Origin of the sequence: Sinomonas halotolerans, assembly GCF_039615075.1 — a bacterium.
GTDB classification, from domain to species: Bacteria; Actinomycetota; Actinomycetes; order Actinomycetales; family Micrococcaceae; genus Sinomonas; species Sinomonas halotolerans.
This window is the reverse complement of record NZ_JBDFRB010000007.1, coordinates 105,946-120,512: the sequence shown is the minus strand read 5'-3', so window position 1 is coordinate 120,512 and position 14,567 is coordinate 105,946. Positions and strand designations below refer to the sequence as shown.

Below are 14,567 nucleotides of genomic sequence, written 5' to 3'. Positions count from 1 at the left end.
TGCTCAGGAAGAGGGCTCCCCAAGGGTTTCCCTGGAGGTCACATGAGCATGGGCTCAGCCCGCCCCGTCCTTCTCGCGCTCCGCGCGCTCAAACTCGGCGACCTGCTGGTCGCAGTGCCCGCCCTGCGCGGGCTGCGGGCCGCCTTCCCTGAGCACCGCATCGTCCTCGCCGCGCCCGGCTGGCTCGAAGAGGTGCTGCCCCTTGTCGGTGGGGTCAACGAGCTCCTCCCCACCCCGGGCCTCGAGGCCCCCATCCCGTGGAACGGCCCGGTCGACGTCGCCGTGAACCTGCACGGTGCCGGGCCCCAGAGCCACCGCCGGCTCGACGCACTCAGCCCTCGCCACAGGATCGGCCACGAGGCCCCCGGATGGCCCGGGCCGTCCTGGGAGGAGGGACTGCATGAACGCGAGCGCTGGGTGCGCCTCCTGGCCTGGCACGGTCTGCGCGCGGACGCTGGCGACTTCCGGCTCGGCGTTCCGGTGGCTGACCCGCCCGTCCACGGGGCGACTCTGGTCCACGTAGGGGCGGCGCACGGGAGCCGCATGTGGCCGGCGGACCGCTTCGCCGCCGTGGCTGCCCAGCTCAGCCGGGCAGGGCACGATGTCAGGGTCACGGGCGGCTCAGGGGACCGGGAACGGGCGGAGACGATCGCAGCGGCTGCCGGCCTCCCGGCCAGCTGCGTGGCCGCCGGGCGGTGGAGCCTCAGCGAGTTCGCCTCGGCACTCTCGGCCGCCTCACTCGTCATCACCGCAGACACGTCAGCCGCCCACTTCGCAAGCGCCTACGGCATTCCGTCGGTGGTGCTCTTCGGGCCGGCCGCGCCGGAGCAGTGGGGCCCCCCGGGAGACGGTCCCCACATCGTGCTCACCGACGCGACGCGGCGCCGGGGCGACGCGTTCGCGGAAGACCCGGACCCAGCGCTCCTGGCAGTCCTCCCCGGGCACGTGCTCGACGCCGTCGACCGGCTGCGCCTGCCCACCTCCTGAAGCGGAAGGGCCTCATGCGGCCATGCGGCGGCGCAGGCGGTCGAGGAGCTTCTTGAGCAGCCGCGAGACCTGCATCTGGCTCACGCCCAGCTCCCGGGCGATCTCACTCTGCGTCTTCTCCTCGACGAACCGCAGGGTCAGGAGGCGCCGGTCAGCGGCCGTGGAGTCCTCGAGCGCTCCAGCGAGCGCATGGAGGGCCTCGACCCGTTCGAAGCCCGGGTCGAGGGCTGACGGGGTGATGCCCACGCGCGGCTCCTCGGAATCGTCCGATCCATCACCGTGCTCCACGGGGCGGGTCACGAGGGACGCGTCAGCCATCTGGGCCTCTGCCACATCCATCGCGGGCACGCCCGCTGCGGTGCTCAGCTCAGCCGTGGTCGGGTCGTGGCCGAGCTCCTGCGTGAGCGCCGGCCTCAGGGCATTGATCTTGAGGCGCAGCTCCTGGATGGACCGAGGGGGCCGGATGACCCACGACTGGTCTCGGAGATAGCGCTTGAGCTCCCCCGTGATGGTCGGCACCGCGTAGGGCACGAAACCGTGGCCTAGGGCCTCGCGGTACCGGCGGGCCGCCTTCATGAGGCCGAGGCGCGCCACCTGCCGCAGATCGTCCGCATCGTGACCCGGGCACCGGAACCGGCGCGCGAGAGCGTCCGCGACCCCGAGGTAGTCCGTGGCGAGCGCCGCGGCAGCGTCGTCGCCGGCCGCCTCCTCCATGGGCACGGAGCGCTGTGGCGCTTCCGAGCGCTCTGCTCGGGGACGCAGCGGCTGTTCGGAGCCGTACGGCTGTTCGGAGCCATGCAGCCCGTCAGGGCCGTTCCCGTCGGGGCATGGGCGGCGAATGGGACGCGGCGCCGCACGATGGGTGCGTGTGGGCGGCTGGAGCGGGACGACGTTCGGGTGGGATGCGGCTTCCATGGTGTACCTCCTGGCTGGGGTAGGAAGGCGGCGCAGATCAGCGGTTCCTGAACCCTCCGATCCCCTCGAGCGCGTGCTCATAGGCACGTGCCACTCCGAGGACTGAGCCGGTGACACACCGGGATTCCCTGGAGGCGAGGTACACGAAGGGATCGAGCTCCGCCTCCTGCACGTCGTCGTCGCCCGCCAGGCTCTCCGCTGCCCACTCGGGGCCTCCCGCCACCGCGTTGACGCGGATGCCGCGCGAGGACAGGATGTCCGCCCAGCCGCGCGTCGTGTCGAGGACGGCCTCCGTGAGCGCCTCCTGCTCTGGCGTCAGGAGGTAGGGCGGGGAGGCGAAGAGGACGGTTGTGACGATGCTCGAGCCGGGCCCCATCTCCCGCACCGCCGATTCCGTGGTGGAGACCAGCAGGCTCATGGAGCGCTCGAGCGCATGCTCCATGCCCTCCAGGCTCAGGCCGCGCGGGCTCGAGGGGACGAGTTCGGCGGGAAGGGCCGCCGGGCCCGTGTTGATGAGCACGTCCAGCCCGCCCAGCGACTCGACGGCCTCATGGACCATGCGGGACCCCTCCTCCGGGCTCGCGGGCGGGCCGGCGTCGAGTGGCGCCGGGTCAACATCCAGCAGCGCGCCGAAGCGCGAGAAGTGCTCCCCCAGCCGGCGGGCGAGAAGGGAGTCCTCGCCCGTGATGAGGATGCGCCGGCCAGCGAGCCGGTGTGGATCGGACATGCCACTCCCTTGATCGAGGACCTTCGGAGACAGCAGTACGAACACCTCCTGTGCCAGCGTCCCGCGGGATCTCCCGGGACGTTCACCCATTCCACTACCCACTCGGGGCCGCTGAACACCCTTCACGCAGCCCCAACAGCTTTTGCGCAGCCCGGCTGCTGCCCAGGGCGCGGCCTGCTGCCGCGTCCGGTTTGCCGGAACGGGCCGGGGGTACCATCAGGGCGATGCCTCCCACAGGCATCCGGCGCCAGCGGGTGCCTGCGCCGCGTAGATCGCGAGGAGGACCTCCATGAGCAGGATCGACGGACCCCGGGACGACGACCCGCGCCGCACGGACGACAGGCTCGGCGCGGACGAGAGGCTCCTTGACGGGCCCGGACGGCACGAAGATGCCGCACTGCGTGACGAAGCCGGGCTGGCTGAAGAGCCCGGGCGGCCCGTGCGCCGGTCCGAAGAGGATGACTCGGTGCCCGGCCGCGACGAGGTGGTGCCCTCTTCCAAGGGCCTCGGCGCGGTCTACGGGGACGCAGAGCGGACCCCCAACCCCGGACCAGTGCAGCCTCCGGGCCCGGTGGACCAGGCCGCGATCGACGCGGTCGCCGCGGAATACGAGGTGGGCGAGACCGAGGAGGGAGAGCGCTACCTCACCCCCCGCGACGACGACACCGATGCTCCGCGCACCACGGACGACTTCCCAGACCGTTCCCCAGGCGCCTGACCCTTCTGGCAAAGCGACGTGAGCCCGGCGATCCCTCGGACTGCCGGGCTCCTCTGCTGCCTGTCGGCTCCCTGCCCGGCTCACGCCGCACGGGCGGAGCGCAGGAGTTCGCACACGGAACGCTCCGAGGCCCTCGGGCCGGCCACCGCCCGCCCCTCCTGGTACGCCTCGAGCAGGTGCGGGTCGACATAGGAGCTGCGCGCCACGGCAGGCGTGTTGTGCAGCCACTCCGCAGCGGCGGCGACGGCGTCGCGCCAGGCCGTGTCGGCGTCGGCCTCCTGCTGCCGGCTGCGGGCGAGGGACCGGGCTGCGACCACGGTGGCGCGCCACGTCCGGAGGTCCTTCGCGCTCACGCCGGACGCGGACGAGCCGCGGAGGTACTCGTTGAGGGCCGAGGCGCTCACGGGCTGGAAGCCGTGCCCGTCGTCGTACCCCAAGGCCGGCTCGCGAGCGGGCCGCCGCGGGAGCGCGCGCAGGTATGCGGCGAGGTCCGGGTCGGTCACGACCACCTCCCAGCGCAGACCGGACTTGCCGGGGAAGTCGAAGGCCACCGCATCGCCCTCGAGCGAGACGTGCTCGCGCTGGACGGTGGTGACCCCGAAGGTGCCGTTCTCGCGGGCATAGCGGTGCCCGCCCACGCGCATCCCCGTGCGGTCGATGATCCTCACGGCCGCCGCGAGGGCCTGGGCACGCGGACCCCTCTTGCCCCGCAGGTCCTCAGTGACGCGCCGCCGAAGGCCCGGGAGCCGCTCGGCCAGCCCGAGCGCGCGGCGGAACTTGCGGGCCTCCTGCCGCTCGCGCCAGCCTGCGTGGTAGAGGTACTGGGTGCGGCCGGCTGCGTCCACGCCCCGCGCCTGCACCCGCGCCCGCGGCGAGGCGGCGATCCGCACGTGGCGCCACGCCGGAGGGATGGCGAGCGAACGGATCCGCTCGAGGGCCTCCTCATCCGTGACCCTGGCCCCCTCCGCGTCCCGGTACACGAAGCCCTGCCCCGCCCGGCGGCGGGTCCAGAGCCCCGGCGCGGGTGGACGGGAAGGGCGCCGCCGGCGCGAAGAGGGTGGGGCCACGCCTGTGGCTTACCCGCACCGCGCGCGTCCAACCGTCATCCGCGCAGGCTGCGCGGCAAGCGGAATGGCCTTCCGCCCGGCTCCGCTGCGGCCTACCGTGGCCATGGGTCAGGAAGCGGCCCTCATGTCCACCAGCGCCTCAATCTCAACAGTGCGGAGTCCACCATGAATGACGCCCGAGAGACCACCGGAACACCCGACGACCCCCGCTCCGCCCACCCCAGCGAGGAGATGCCGCCACAGGAGCAGGAAGCCCCCGGCACCACCGCGGAGACGACGCCCACCCCGGACCACGGCGAGGCCACCTACACGGGGCACGGTCGACTGGAGGGCAGGGCCGCGCTCATCACCGGGGGCGATTCCGGGATCGGCCGCGCGGTCGCGATCGCCTTCGCCCGGGAGGGTGCGGATGTCGCCTTCACGTTCATGCCCGAGGAGAAGGACGACGCCGACGCCACCGAACGCGAGATCGTCGCCGCCGGGCAGCGTGCGTTCCCGATCGAGGCGGACCTGCGGGACGAGACCGTGAGCTCCTCGCTGCCCGAGCGTGTGAGCAGCGAGTTCGGCCGGCTCGACGTCCTGGTCCTCAACGCGGCCTACCAGCAGGCGCGCGACGGGGTGGAGAGCGTGCCCACCGAGGAGTTCGACCGCGTCCTGCGGACCAACCTGTACAGCCAGTTCTGGACGCTGCGCGCGGCGCTCCCCCATCTGGGCGCCGGCGCGTCGATCATCATCACGAGCTCCATCCAGGCCGTGCAGCCCTCGGCGGGACTCTTCGACTACGCCATGACGAAGGCCGCGCAGGTGGCGCTGGTCAAGGCCCTCGCCCCGGACCTCGGCCCGAGGGGCATCCGGATCAACGCAGTGGCCCCCGGGCCCATCTGGACCCCGCTCATCCCGTCCACCGGCTGGCCGGACCACATCGCCGAGTTCGGCCAGGACACTCCGCTGGGCCGTCCGGGCCAGCCCGCGGAGCTCGCGGCGGCGTATGTGCTGCTGGCCTCGGACGAGGGCGGCTACATCTCGGGCTCGGTGCTCCCCGTCACCGGCGGCAAGCCGTTCTGACCGGCCTGCGCTCACCGGGCCGGGACGTCAGCGGTCGGCGTCCCGGTCCGACGCCGCCCGGTGCTCGGGGGCGTGAGCGGGCCCGCGGGCCGTGCGGTCGTCGTCGTTCTCGTCACGGCGGCGGTCCGCGTCGTTGCCGTCACGGCGGCGGTCCGCGTCGTTCCTGTCGTGGCCGTGGCCCGAATCCGTGTCGTGCCTGTGGTGGTGCCCGCGCGTCTCGGGGTCGATCTCGTCCGCGCGCCGGAGCCGCTGCTCGACCTCATCCCGGCTCTCGCGGGCGGCCGCAGTGCCTTCCTCCGCCTGCTGGCGGAGCCGGTCAGCCTCGACCTGCGCGCGCTCGGCCCGGGCCCGCGCCTCGAGGCTCGCTGCCTCACGCTCACGCGCCTCGAGGTCCTCGGACGCCGCGCGGGCGCGCAGCGCTTCGGCCTCTCTGCGGGACCGCTCGTCATGGGCGGTTCGCCGCTTGCGGGCCACGGCCACGAGGACCGCGATGACGATGACGGCGAGAACGACGACGCCGATGATGATCCAGATCTGGGTGGTATCCATGTCCGACCTCTGTTTCCGGGAGTGACGTTGCACATGGGACCTACCCCCCGCACCGGGCTGCCAACCCGCTTGGTATGGTGCGGGCATGGCGAGGATTGAGGACTACGCCGTCATCGGGGACCTCCAGACCGCGGCCCTCGTCGGCATGGACGGCTCGATCGACTGGCTCTGCCTCCCGCACTTCGACTCGCCCTCGTGCTTCGGCGCGCTCCTGGGCACCCCTGACCACGGCCGCTGGCGGATCGCCCCGGTGGGCGCGGCCACGTGCACGTCGCGCCGCTATCTCCCGGGCACGCTCGTCCTCGAGTCCGTCTGGGAGACCGACGACGGCGCGGCGCGCGTCGTGGACTTCATGCCTCCCCGGGACAGTGCGTGCGATGTGGTGCGCATCGTCGAGGGCGTGAGCGGCTCGGTGCCGGTGGAGATGGACCTGGCGCTGCGCTTCGACTACGGGCATGTGGTCCCGTGGGTGCGCCGGCGCGAAGGGGTCCTCCACGCGGTCGCGGGACCGGACGCCGCGTACGTCACCACGACGGCGCCGCTCGTGGGCCGCGACCGGCGCACCGTGAGCGCGTTCACCGTGGGCCCCGGCGACCGCGTCCCCTTCGTGCTCACGTGGAGGCCGAGCCACGAGCGGTGGGAGCCGTGCGCCGACGCCGAGGTGTCACTGGAACGCACCCTGGCCTATTGGGACGAGTGGAGCAGCAGGTGCCGGGTCACCGGCCCGTACAAGGACGCCGTCGACCGCTCCCTCATCACGCTCAAGGCGCTGACCTTCGGCCCGACCGGCGGCATCGCGGCGGCAGCCACCACCTCGCTGCCGGAATGGCTCGGGGGCGAGCGGAACTGGGACTACAGGTACTGCTGGCTGCGCGACGCGACCCTGACGCTGCAGCCGCTCCTCGCGGCGGGCTACACGGAAGAGGCAGGGGCCTGGCGGGACTGGCTCCTCCGCGCCGTCGCCGGCGACCCGGCGGACCTGCAGATCATGTACTCCCTCACCGGGCGCCGCCGTGTGCCCGAGGACACGCTCCACTGGCTGCCCGGGTATGAGGCGTCCGCCCCCGTGCGCATCGGCAACGCGGCGGCGGAGCAGCTCCAGCTCGATGTGTGGGGCGAGGTCCTCGACGCCCTGGCGCTCACCCGCAACGCGCTCGGGACCGAGGACTCGTGGAACCTGCAGTGCGCGCTCATGGACCATCTTGAACGCGTATGGCGCCAGCCGGACAACGGCCTCTGGGAGATGCGCGGGCCGCGGCGGCACTTCACCCACTCCAAGGTCATGGCCTGGGTCGCCGCGGACCGGATGGCCAGGGGCATCACAGAGTCCGGCCTCGAAGGCCCGCTCGAGCGGTGGACTGCGGTGCGGGACGAGATCCGCGCGGACGTCCTGGCCCATGGAATGGACCCGACCGGCAGCCATTTCGTCCAGTCCTACGGCTCCTCAGAGCTGGATGCCGCACTCCTCCTCATCCCCCGCGTGGGCTTCCTGCCCTACGACGACCCCCGGGTGGTGGCGACGATCGAGGCCGTCCAACGGGAGCTCGCTGCGGACGGTTTCCTGCTCCGCTACCGGACTGAATCCGGAGCGGACGGGCTCCCCGGTACCGAGGGCGTGTTCCTCGCGTGCTCGTTCTGGCTCGTGACCGCGCTCGTGGGGATCGGCCGCCGAGACGAGGCGCGCAGGCTCTTCGAGGACCTCCTCGAGCTCCGCAACGACGTGGGGCTCCTCTCCGAGGAGTACGACCCCCGCCTCGGCAGGCAGCTGGGCAACACGCCGCAGGCGTTCAGCCACTTCGGCCTCATCAACGCGGCCGTGGCGCTCGAGCAGGGGATGGGCCGTTCGGACGAGCCTCCGCGTCCGCCTTCTTGAGCGGGACGCGCGCCTCCCTGACGGTCTCCGCGATCCGCCCCGCCACCTGGGCCGGGTCCTCGTGGCTCCAGAACCTCAGCACCGTCCAGCCGGCCTCGGTGAGCAGCTGGGTGGTCTCCGCGTCCCGCTCGCGGTTCCGCGCAATCTTGGGCCGCCAGTAGTCCACGTTTCGGGCAGGCTCGATGTAGTGCTCGGGGCATCCGTGCCAATAGCAGCCGTCGATGAACACGGCCACGCGCGCCCGCGTGAACACGAGGTCGGCCGTGCGCCGGAGGGCCTTCTCGGGGCGCATGGCCACCCTGTACCGCAGGCCCATCGCATGCACGGCCCGGCGCACCGACAGCTCGGGGGCCGTATCGCGGGAGCGGTTGCCGAGCATGGTCCGGCGGATGGCGGGGGTCGAGGCCCAGGAGGCTTCGCCCGCTCGGCGCGGGGACGACGACGGCGACGCACCCGCGCGGGGTGCGTCGCCGTCGTCGTGCGCCTGCTTCATCACGCCAGCGTACAAGCGCTGCCTGCGTGCCGGCCCAGGACCGCTCAGGCGAAGTCGGCCTCCGCCGGGTCAGGGCCGATCCGGCCGGCCTGGCCCTTGTCGAGGGCAGCGATCGCCTCGAGGTCCTCCGGGTCGAGCGCGACGCCGAGGGAGGCCCAGTTCTGGGCGATGCGCTCGGGCGTGACGGACTTCGGGATCACGACGCTGCCGAGCGCGAGGTGCCACGCGAGCACGACCTGGGGGACGCTCGCGCCGTGCTTGGCGGCGATGGCCTCCAGCGCCGGGTCCGCGAGCAGGTCCTTGCCCTGGCCCAGCGGGGACCACGACTCGTGCAGGATCCCGCGGGAGGCCTCGAACTCGCGCAGCTGGGCCTGCGGGAAGTACGGGTGGGTCTCCACCTGGTTGATCACGGGGCGCACGCCCGTCTCGCGCTCGATCTCCTCGAGCGCCTCGACCGTGAAGTTGGAGACGCCGATCGAGCGGACGCGGCCGGACTCCTTGAGCTTGGCCAGCTCCTCCCACGTCTCGAGGTAGAGGCCGCGCTTCGGTTGGAGCCAGTGGATGAGGTAGAGGTCCACGTAGTCGAGGCCGAGCTTGGACAGGGAGGAGTCGAAGGCGCCTGCCACGTTGTCCCGGCCCTGGTCCGCGTTCCAGAGCTTCGTGGTGATGTACAGGTCCTCGCGGGCCAGGCCGGAGGCCGCGATCGCGCGGCCCACTCCGGCCTCGTTGCCGTAGATCGCGGCGGTGTCGATGTGGCGGTAGCCCGCGTTGAACGCCTCGCCCACCACCTCTTCCGCCACCGCGTCCTCGACCTGCCAGACGCCGTAGCCCAGCTGCGGGATGGTGTTGCCGTCGTGGAACTCGAGCACAGGGGAAGTCAGGGTCTCAGTCGAAGTCATGGGCACCATACTTCCAGTGCAGCGCCGCTTCGGAAGGGGCAGGCGCCGATTTCCCGCCCGTCTTCGCGCAGCGCGAACAGCCTGCGGCGCCGAAGCCTCAGCCCGCCACGAGCTGCTCGGCCCGCTCCACCTGCTCGAACACGGAGGCTGCCCGCCGCTCCACCGAGACCGCCCCGACCGGGACGGGGCCCACCGCGAGGCGCAGCATCGCGGCGGCCTCCGCCGTGGTGGCGAGCGCGTTCCCCGCCTTGGAGAGGGCACGGTGCACGTCCGCGAAGCCTCCGGGCACGTCCAGCCCCTCGCTCGGGGCGGCAGCCTGCGCGGCCACGCACACGGCGCGCACGCGCGGCAGCAGAGCGGCCAGGGAATCGGCGATCACCACGAGTTCCGCGTACAGCGAGTCGTCCTCGATCCCCTCGAGGACCTGGTGGTAGCGGTCCAGGCCGCGGCGGAAGCGGTCATGGGCACGGCGCCACAGGCCCTTGCCGAGTTCCGCGTCATCCCGTCGGGCCTGGAACGCCGAGCTGAGGAGCCCCACCCCGCCTCTCAGAGGTACTGGCCCGGACCGTGGTCCGGATCGCGCCGATCGGGACGCATCCCGGGGCGCTGCCCCGCGGGCGCGCGCTGGGGCTCGCCGTTCTCCCCGATCACCACGCCGGGAGCGATCATCGTCCCCGGCGGGAGCTGGCGCAGCTGGACCTGGGCAGCGGCGAGCTGGTGTGCGGCCTGCTGCGCCGCGATGGCGGTCTGGATCCCGTGGAAGAGCCCCTCGAGCCAGCCCACGAGCTGGGCCTGCGCCACGCGGAGCTCGGACTCGCTGGGCACCGACTCATCGCTGAACGGCAGCGAGATGCGGTGCAGCTCGGCCACGAGCTCGGGCGCGAGGCCGTCCTCGAGCTCCGCGATCGAGCGCTCGTGGATCTCGGCGAGCCGGGTGCGGGCCGCCTCGTCCAACGGGGCGCCCTTCACCTCCTCGAGGAGCTGGCGGATCATGGTCCCGATCCGCATGACCTTGGCGGGCTCGTCCACGAGCTCCTGGAGGCTCGCCCGGCGCTCCCCGCCGGCCATGGCGGGCGACGCCGGGCCGCCGCCATCGGTCTCAGGTCCCTCCACGGGCGTGCCCTCCACAGGCTCGTCGCCGTTCCCGCTGGGAGTGCCGTCCTCTGCCATGGGTTCGCTCTCCGGTCCTGTCATGTGGCCCATACTCTCACGCGTGCCGAGACGCGCACGGCGCCCAGCGACAGCGCCTTGCGGGTCCGCGCCGGGCAGTCAGCAGCAGCGCCCCTGGGGGTTCGTGTCCTGCCGGTCCGTGCGGTCCCGCCAGAACTCACGCTCGGTCATCGCCGGGGCGGCGCAGTGCCCGGCCGCCGCCTCGGCACGGTGGTGGTCGAGGTACTTCTCGTACGCATCCGCGCCGAGGACACCCCGGAAGTAGCCCCGCGCCCCGGCGAGCGCCGAGCGCACGGCGGCGATCGCCGTCGTGCGCCCGGAGCCGCTGGTCAGGGAGGACATCAGTGGTGGCCCGCCGGGACCGTGCTGATGCCGCGGTCCTTCCACTCCTGCAGGACCGCGCGCTCCGCAGGTGTCGCGACCGGGCCGGCGGGGGCGAAGACCCGCGAGGGCACCGCCGGGTCCTCCTTGTCGGCCCCGATTCCGGCGCCGAGCCCGCGGAATGCCTTGAACGTGGAGACGAGCGCGGTCACGATCACGATGATCGCGAGGGTCACGAAGACGACGCTCAGGACCCCCTGCACCATCGTGTTCCGCACCACGGCCTCCATCGCCGCGGCCGTCTTCGCCGTGCCGAACGAGGTCTTGCCCTCCGCGAGGGCCTTCGAGAACGCCGCGTTCTGGGCGAAGTAGCCCACCGCGGGCACGGTCGAGAAGATCTTGAACGCGCTGGCCGTGATGGTCACGACGGCCGCGAACGCGAGCGGGACGGCCACAATCCACAGGTAGCGGAACGTCCCGCGCTTCGCCGCGATCGCGAGGCACACCGCGAGCGCGATGGCCGCGAGGAGCTGGTTCGCGATCCCGAAGAGCGGGAAGAAGGTGTTGATACCGCCGAGCGGGTCCGTCACCCCGAGGATCAGGATGTAGCCCCAGCCCGCGACCATGACCGCGGTGCAGATCCATGCACCCGGACGCCACGAGGTGTCCTTGAACTTCGGCACGAAGTTGCCGATCGAGTCCTGCAGCATGAAGCGCGCCACGCGGGTGCCGGCGTCGACGGCGGTGAGGATGAACAGCGCCTCGAACATGATCGCGAAGTGGTACCAGAACGCCGCGAGGCCCGCGCCGCCGATGAACTGCTGCATGATGTGGCTCAGGCCCACCGCGAGAGTCGGCGCGCCACCCGTGCGCGAGACGATCGAGGGCTCCCCGACGCTCTGCGCGGTGCCCGCGAGCATGTCCGGGGTGACGTTCACACCGGCGAGGCCGAGGCCGTTGACCCACGCCGCCGCCGTCTCCACCGTGCCGCCGGTGAGGTTGGCCGGGGAGTTCATGACGAAGTAGAGGCCGCGGTCGATCGAGATCGCCGCGACGAGCGCCATGATCGCCACGAAGGACTCCATGAGCATGCCGCCGTAGCCGATGAAGCGGGTCTGGCGCTCCTTCTCGATCAGCTTGGGCGTGGTGCCGGAGGAGATGAGCGCGTGGAACCCGGAGAGGGCGCCGCACGCGATCGTGACGAAGAGGAACGGGAACAGGGCGCCGGCGAACACCGGGCCGTTGTCCCGGAAGGCGTATTCGCTGAACGCTGGGACGTTGATCTCCGGGCGCACGATGATGATCGCGATGGCCAGGAGGAAGATGACGCCGATCTTCATGAACGTGGAGAGGTAGTCGCGGGGCGCGAGCAGGAGCCAGACCGGCAGGACGGCGGCGATGAAGCCGTAGACGATGATGCCCCACGCGATCGGCAGGCGCTCGAGGTGGAAGAGCTCCTGGCCCCAGCCGGTGTTCGCCACGGCGCCGCCGCCGATGATGGCGGCCATGAGCAGCACGAAGCCGATGATCGAGACTTCCATGACCTTGCCGGGGCGGATGAAGCGCAGGTACACGCCCATGAACAGCGCGATCGGGATGGTCATGGCCACGGAGAACACGCCCCACGGGCTCTCGCCGAGGGCGTTGACGACCACGAGGGCGAGGATCGCGACGATGATGATCATGATGAGCAGCGTCGCGATGAGCGCGGCCGTGCCGCCCACCACGCCGAGCTCCTCGCGGGCCATCTGGCCCAGCGACCGGCCGCCGCGGCGCATGGAGAAGAACATCACGAGGTAGTCCTGGACGGCGCCGGCGAGGATCACGCCGATGATGATCCACAGGGTGCCGGGCAGGTAGCCCATCTGGGCTGCGAGGACCGGCCCGACGAGGGGGCCTGCCCCGGCGATCGCGGCGAAGTGGTGGCCGAAGAGGACGTTGCGGTCGGTGCGGACGTAGTCCTTGCCGTCCGCCTTGTACTCGGCCGGGGTCGCGCGGACGTCATTGGGCCTGAGCAGGTGCCTCTCGATGTACTTCGAGTAGAACCGGTACGCGATGAGGTATGTGCAGACCGCGGCGAACACGAACCAGATGGCGTTCACTGTCTCGCCACGCACGAGCGCGAGCATCACCCACGCGAGGCCGCCGACCAGGGCGATGGCCACCCAGACGGCGATCTTCGCAGGGGTCCAGCGGCGCTCCTCGGCCTCGAGCACGGCGGGGTCCACGGCAACCGGCGGCAGTGCCGGGTCCTGGACGAGTGTGCCGCGCTCCGGACCGGTCCCAGACGCTCCCCCAGCGTCGCGTGAGACGGAACTCATGACTCCTCCTCGAGTGCAGGTGACAGACGCATACTGAGCGTAGTCCCGCGAACGCTCGCCGGGAACAGGTCTTCCCGGGCCGGGACACCCGCGCGGCGAGCGGTAGCCCTGCCGCGCCCGGCGGCTGGCGGCGGCCGCGGGTGACCGCCCGAGGCGACCGCACGCCGTCGTGCGCGCACTAGACGGTGAGCAGCACCTTGCCCACATGCTCGCCGGAGTCGAAGTACTCGTGCGCCGCCACCACCTCGGCAAGCGGGAAGGTGCGGTCCACGAGGGGCTTCACCCGGCCGTCCGCCACGAGGGGCCAGACATGCTCCCTGACGGCGGACATGATGACGCCCTTCTCCTCGACCGGGCGGGGCCGCAGGGCCGTGCCGATGACGGCGGCCCGCTTGTTGAGTAGCATCCCCAGATTGAGCTCGGCCTTCGCGCCGCCCTGGAGCCCGATCACCACGAGCCGGCCGTACGGGGCGAGGGCCTCGACATTGCGCTCGAGGTACTTCGCGCCCACGACGTCGAGGATCACGTCCGCGCCCCGCCCGCCTGTCGCTGCGCGCACCGCCTCCACGAAGTCCTCCTCGCGGTAGTTGACCGCGAGGTCCACGCCGAGGAAGGCCCGAGCCGTGGAGACCTTCTCCTCGCTGCCCGCCGTCGCTGCCACCCGCGCGCCGAACGCCTTGGCGAGCTGCACCGCCATCGTGCCGATCCCGCCCGTGGCGCCGTGGACCAGGAGCGTCTCCCCGGGCTGCAGCTGCGCTGTCATGAAGAGGTTCGAGTACACGGTCGCGCCCGTCTCGGGCAGGCCGGCCGCCGTGACGAGGTCCACGCCCTCCGGAATGCGCAGGACCTGCTCCGCCGGGACCACGACCTTCTGCGCGTACCCCCCGCCGGCCAGGAGCGCCACGACCTTCTCCCCCACCGAGAACGGGCGCGCGACCTCGGGACCGAACCCGGCGATCCGCCCCGAGACCTCGAGCCCCGGGATCTCGGACGCGCCGGGCGGGGGCGGGTAGAAGCCGCGCCGCTGCTGGACGTCCGCGCGGTTGATGCCCGCCGCGACCACGTCGATGAGCACCTCGCCCCGGCCCGGGACGGGCTCCTCGGCGTCACGCACCTCCAGGACCTCTGGGCCTCCTGGCTCGGAGATGAACACGGCCTTCATGGCGTGGGATCCTCCCTCTCCCGGGCGCTCAGTTTCCCCGGGTCGCTGGCCTGTGAAACACTACTAGGCGCAGGGAAGGTTGTCCGAGCGGCCTAAGGAGCTGGTCTTGAAAACCAGTGCGCGGTCACCCCGTGCCAAGGGTTCAAATCCCTTACCTTCCGCGCAGTGACGATGGGAACGGCGCCCCCGGAGGAATCCGGGGGCGCCGTTCTGCGCATTCGGCGGCCCTTGAAAAGTGTCAGAGGGCATGCATAGCGTCGGTGGCGTTCGGCCCACAGCTTCCCGCCAACCCAAGGAGCT

General features: G+C 72.0%; 15 protein-coding genes and 1 tRNA gene. 5 read left to right on the top strand and 11 right to left on the bottom strand.

What is annotated here, in order from left to right; genetic code table 11:
• The first annotated feature begins 42 nt into the window (after positions 1-42).
• Positions 43-987 carry a glycosyltransferase family 9 protein gene (locus tag ABCQ75_RS10060; RefSeq protein WP_345885215.1) on the top strand — a complete coding sequence of 315 codons (945 nt, stop codon included), beginning with the start codon at positions 43-45 and terminating at the stop codon, positions 985-987.
• Positions 988-999: 12 nt separating this feature from the next.
• Here ABCQ75_RS10060 and ABCQ75_RS10055 read toward each other — a convergent pair whose 3' ends face one another.
• The gene (locus ABCQ75_RS10055; RefSeq protein ID WP_345885213.1) at positions 1,000-1,902 is read right to left on the bottom strand and encodes a sigma-70 family RNA polymerase sigma factor; all 903 of its coding nucleotides are present in this window, start codon (positions 1,900-1,902) and stop codon (positions 1,000-1,002) included.
• 37 nt (positions 1,903-1,939) lie between these two features.
• Entirely contained in the window at positions 1,940-2,629 is a 690-nt protein-coding gene (locus ABCQ75_RS10050) for an SDR family oxidoreductase (RefSeq protein WP_345885210.1), read from the bottom strand.
• Between the two features lie 289 nt (positions 2,630-2,918).
• Between ABCQ75_RS10050 and ABCQ75_RS10045 the strand changes: the two genes are divergently transcribed.
• Positions 2,919-3,347, top strand: a complete 429-nt coding sequence (locus tag ABCQ75_RS10045; protein WP_345885209.1) for a hypothetical protein — start codon at positions 2,919-2,921, stop codon at positions 3,345-3,347.
• An 80-nt stretch (positions 3,348-3,427) separates the two neighbouring features.
• Here the strand turns inward: ABCQ75_RS10045 and ABCQ75_RS10040 are convergent, their stop codons facing one another.
• A complete protein-coding gene (locus ABCQ75_RS10040; RefSeq protein ID WP_345885207.1) occupies positions 3,428-4,414 on the bottom strand; it encodes a DNA topoisomerase IB in 987 nt (328 codons plus the stop codon).
• Positions 4,415-4,579: 165 nt separating this feature from the next.
• On the opposite strand from ABCQ75_RS10040, the gene ABCQ75_RS10035 reads away from it, so the two are divergent.
• Positions 4,580-5,479 carry an SDR family oxidoreductase gene (locus ABCQ75_RS10035; protein WP_345885205.1) on the top strand — a complete coding sequence of 300 codons (900 nt, stop codon included), beginning with the start codon at positions 4,580-4,582 and terminating at the stop codon, positions 5,477-5,479.
• A gap of 27 nt (positions 5,480-5,506) precedes the next feature.
• Here ABCQ75_RS10035 and ABCQ75_RS10030 read toward each other — a convergent pair whose 3' ends face one another.
• Positions 5,507-6,028 carry a hypothetical protein gene (locus tag ABCQ75_RS10030; RefSeq protein ID WP_345885202.1) on the bottom strand — a complete coding sequence of 174 codons (522 nt, stop codon included), beginning with the start codon at positions 6,026-6,028 and terminating at the stop codon, positions 5,507-5,509.
• An 85-nt stretch (positions 6,029-6,113) separates the two neighbouring features.
• On the opposite strand from ABCQ75_RS10030, the gene ABCQ75_RS10025 reads away from it, so the two are divergent.
• The gene (locus tag ABCQ75_RS10025; RefSeq protein WP_345885200.1) at positions 6,114-7,901 is read left to right on the top strand and encodes a glycoside hydrolase family 15 protein; all 1,788 of its coding nucleotides are present in this window, start codon (positions 6,114-6,116) and stop codon (positions 7,899-7,901) included.
• On the opposite strand, the gene ABCQ75_RS10020 is transcribed toward ABCQ75_RS10025, so the two are convergent.
• From ABCQ75_RS10020 to ABCQ75_RS09990, 7 genes are all read right to left on the bottom strand, one after another.
• On the bottom strand, positions 7,834-8,394 hold the full coding sequence (locus tag ABCQ75_RS10020; RefSeq protein WP_345885198.1) for a very short patch repair endonuclease: 561 nt from the start codon (positions 8,392-8,394) through the stop codon (positions 7,834-7,836). The genes ABCQ75_RS10025 and ABCQ75_RS10020 overlap by 68 nt on opposite strands.
• Before the next feature lie 44 nt (positions 8,395-8,438).
• Positions 8,439-9,293, bottom strand: a complete 855-nt coding sequence (locus ABCQ75_RS10015; RefSeq protein WP_345885197.1) for an aldo/keto reductase — start codon at positions 9,291-9,293, stop codon at positions 8,439-8,441.
• Positions 9,294-9,390: 97 nt separating this feature from the next.
• Entirely contained in the window at positions 9,391-9,831 is a 441-nt protein-coding gene (locus tag ABCQ75_RS10010; RefSeq protein ID WP_345885195.1) for a hypothetical protein, read from the bottom strand.
• 8 nt (positions 9,832-9,839) lie between these two features.
• The gene (locus ABCQ75_RS10005; RefSeq protein ID WP_345885193.1) at positions 9,840-10,487 is read right to left on the bottom strand and encodes a bacterial proteasome activator family protein; all 648 of its coding nucleotides are present in this window, start codon (positions 10,485-10,487) and stop codon (positions 9,840-9,842) included.
• A gap of 75 nt (positions 10,488-10,562) precedes the next feature.
• Positions 10,563-10,805, bottom strand: coding sequence for a YbdD/YjiX family protein (locus ABCQ75_RS10000; protein ID WP_345885192.1), 243 nt, complete (start codon positions 10,803-10,805; stop codon positions 10,563-10,565).
• On the bottom strand, positions 10,805-13,105 hold the full coding sequence (locus tag ABCQ75_RS09995) for a carbon starvation CstA family protein (RefSeq protein ID WP_345885190.1): 2,301 nt from the start codon (positions 13,103-13,105) through the stop codon (positions 10,805-10,807). Before ABCQ75_RS09995 ends, ABCQ75_RS10000 begins: the two co-directional genes overlap by 1 nt.
• Positions 13,106-13,283: 178 nt before the next feature.
• Entirely contained in the window at positions 13,284-14,267 is a 984-nt protein-coding gene (locus ABCQ75_RS09990; RefSeq protein ID WP_345885188.1) for an NAD(P)H-quinone oxidoreductase, read from the bottom strand.
• Positions 14,268-14,340: 73 nt separating this feature from the next.
• Between ABCQ75_RS09990 and ABCQ75_RS09985 the strand changes: the two genes are divergently transcribed.
• Positions 14,341-14,428, top strand: a tRNA-Ser gene (locus ABCQ75_RS09985).
• Positions 14,429-14,567: the final 139 nt, after the last annotated feature.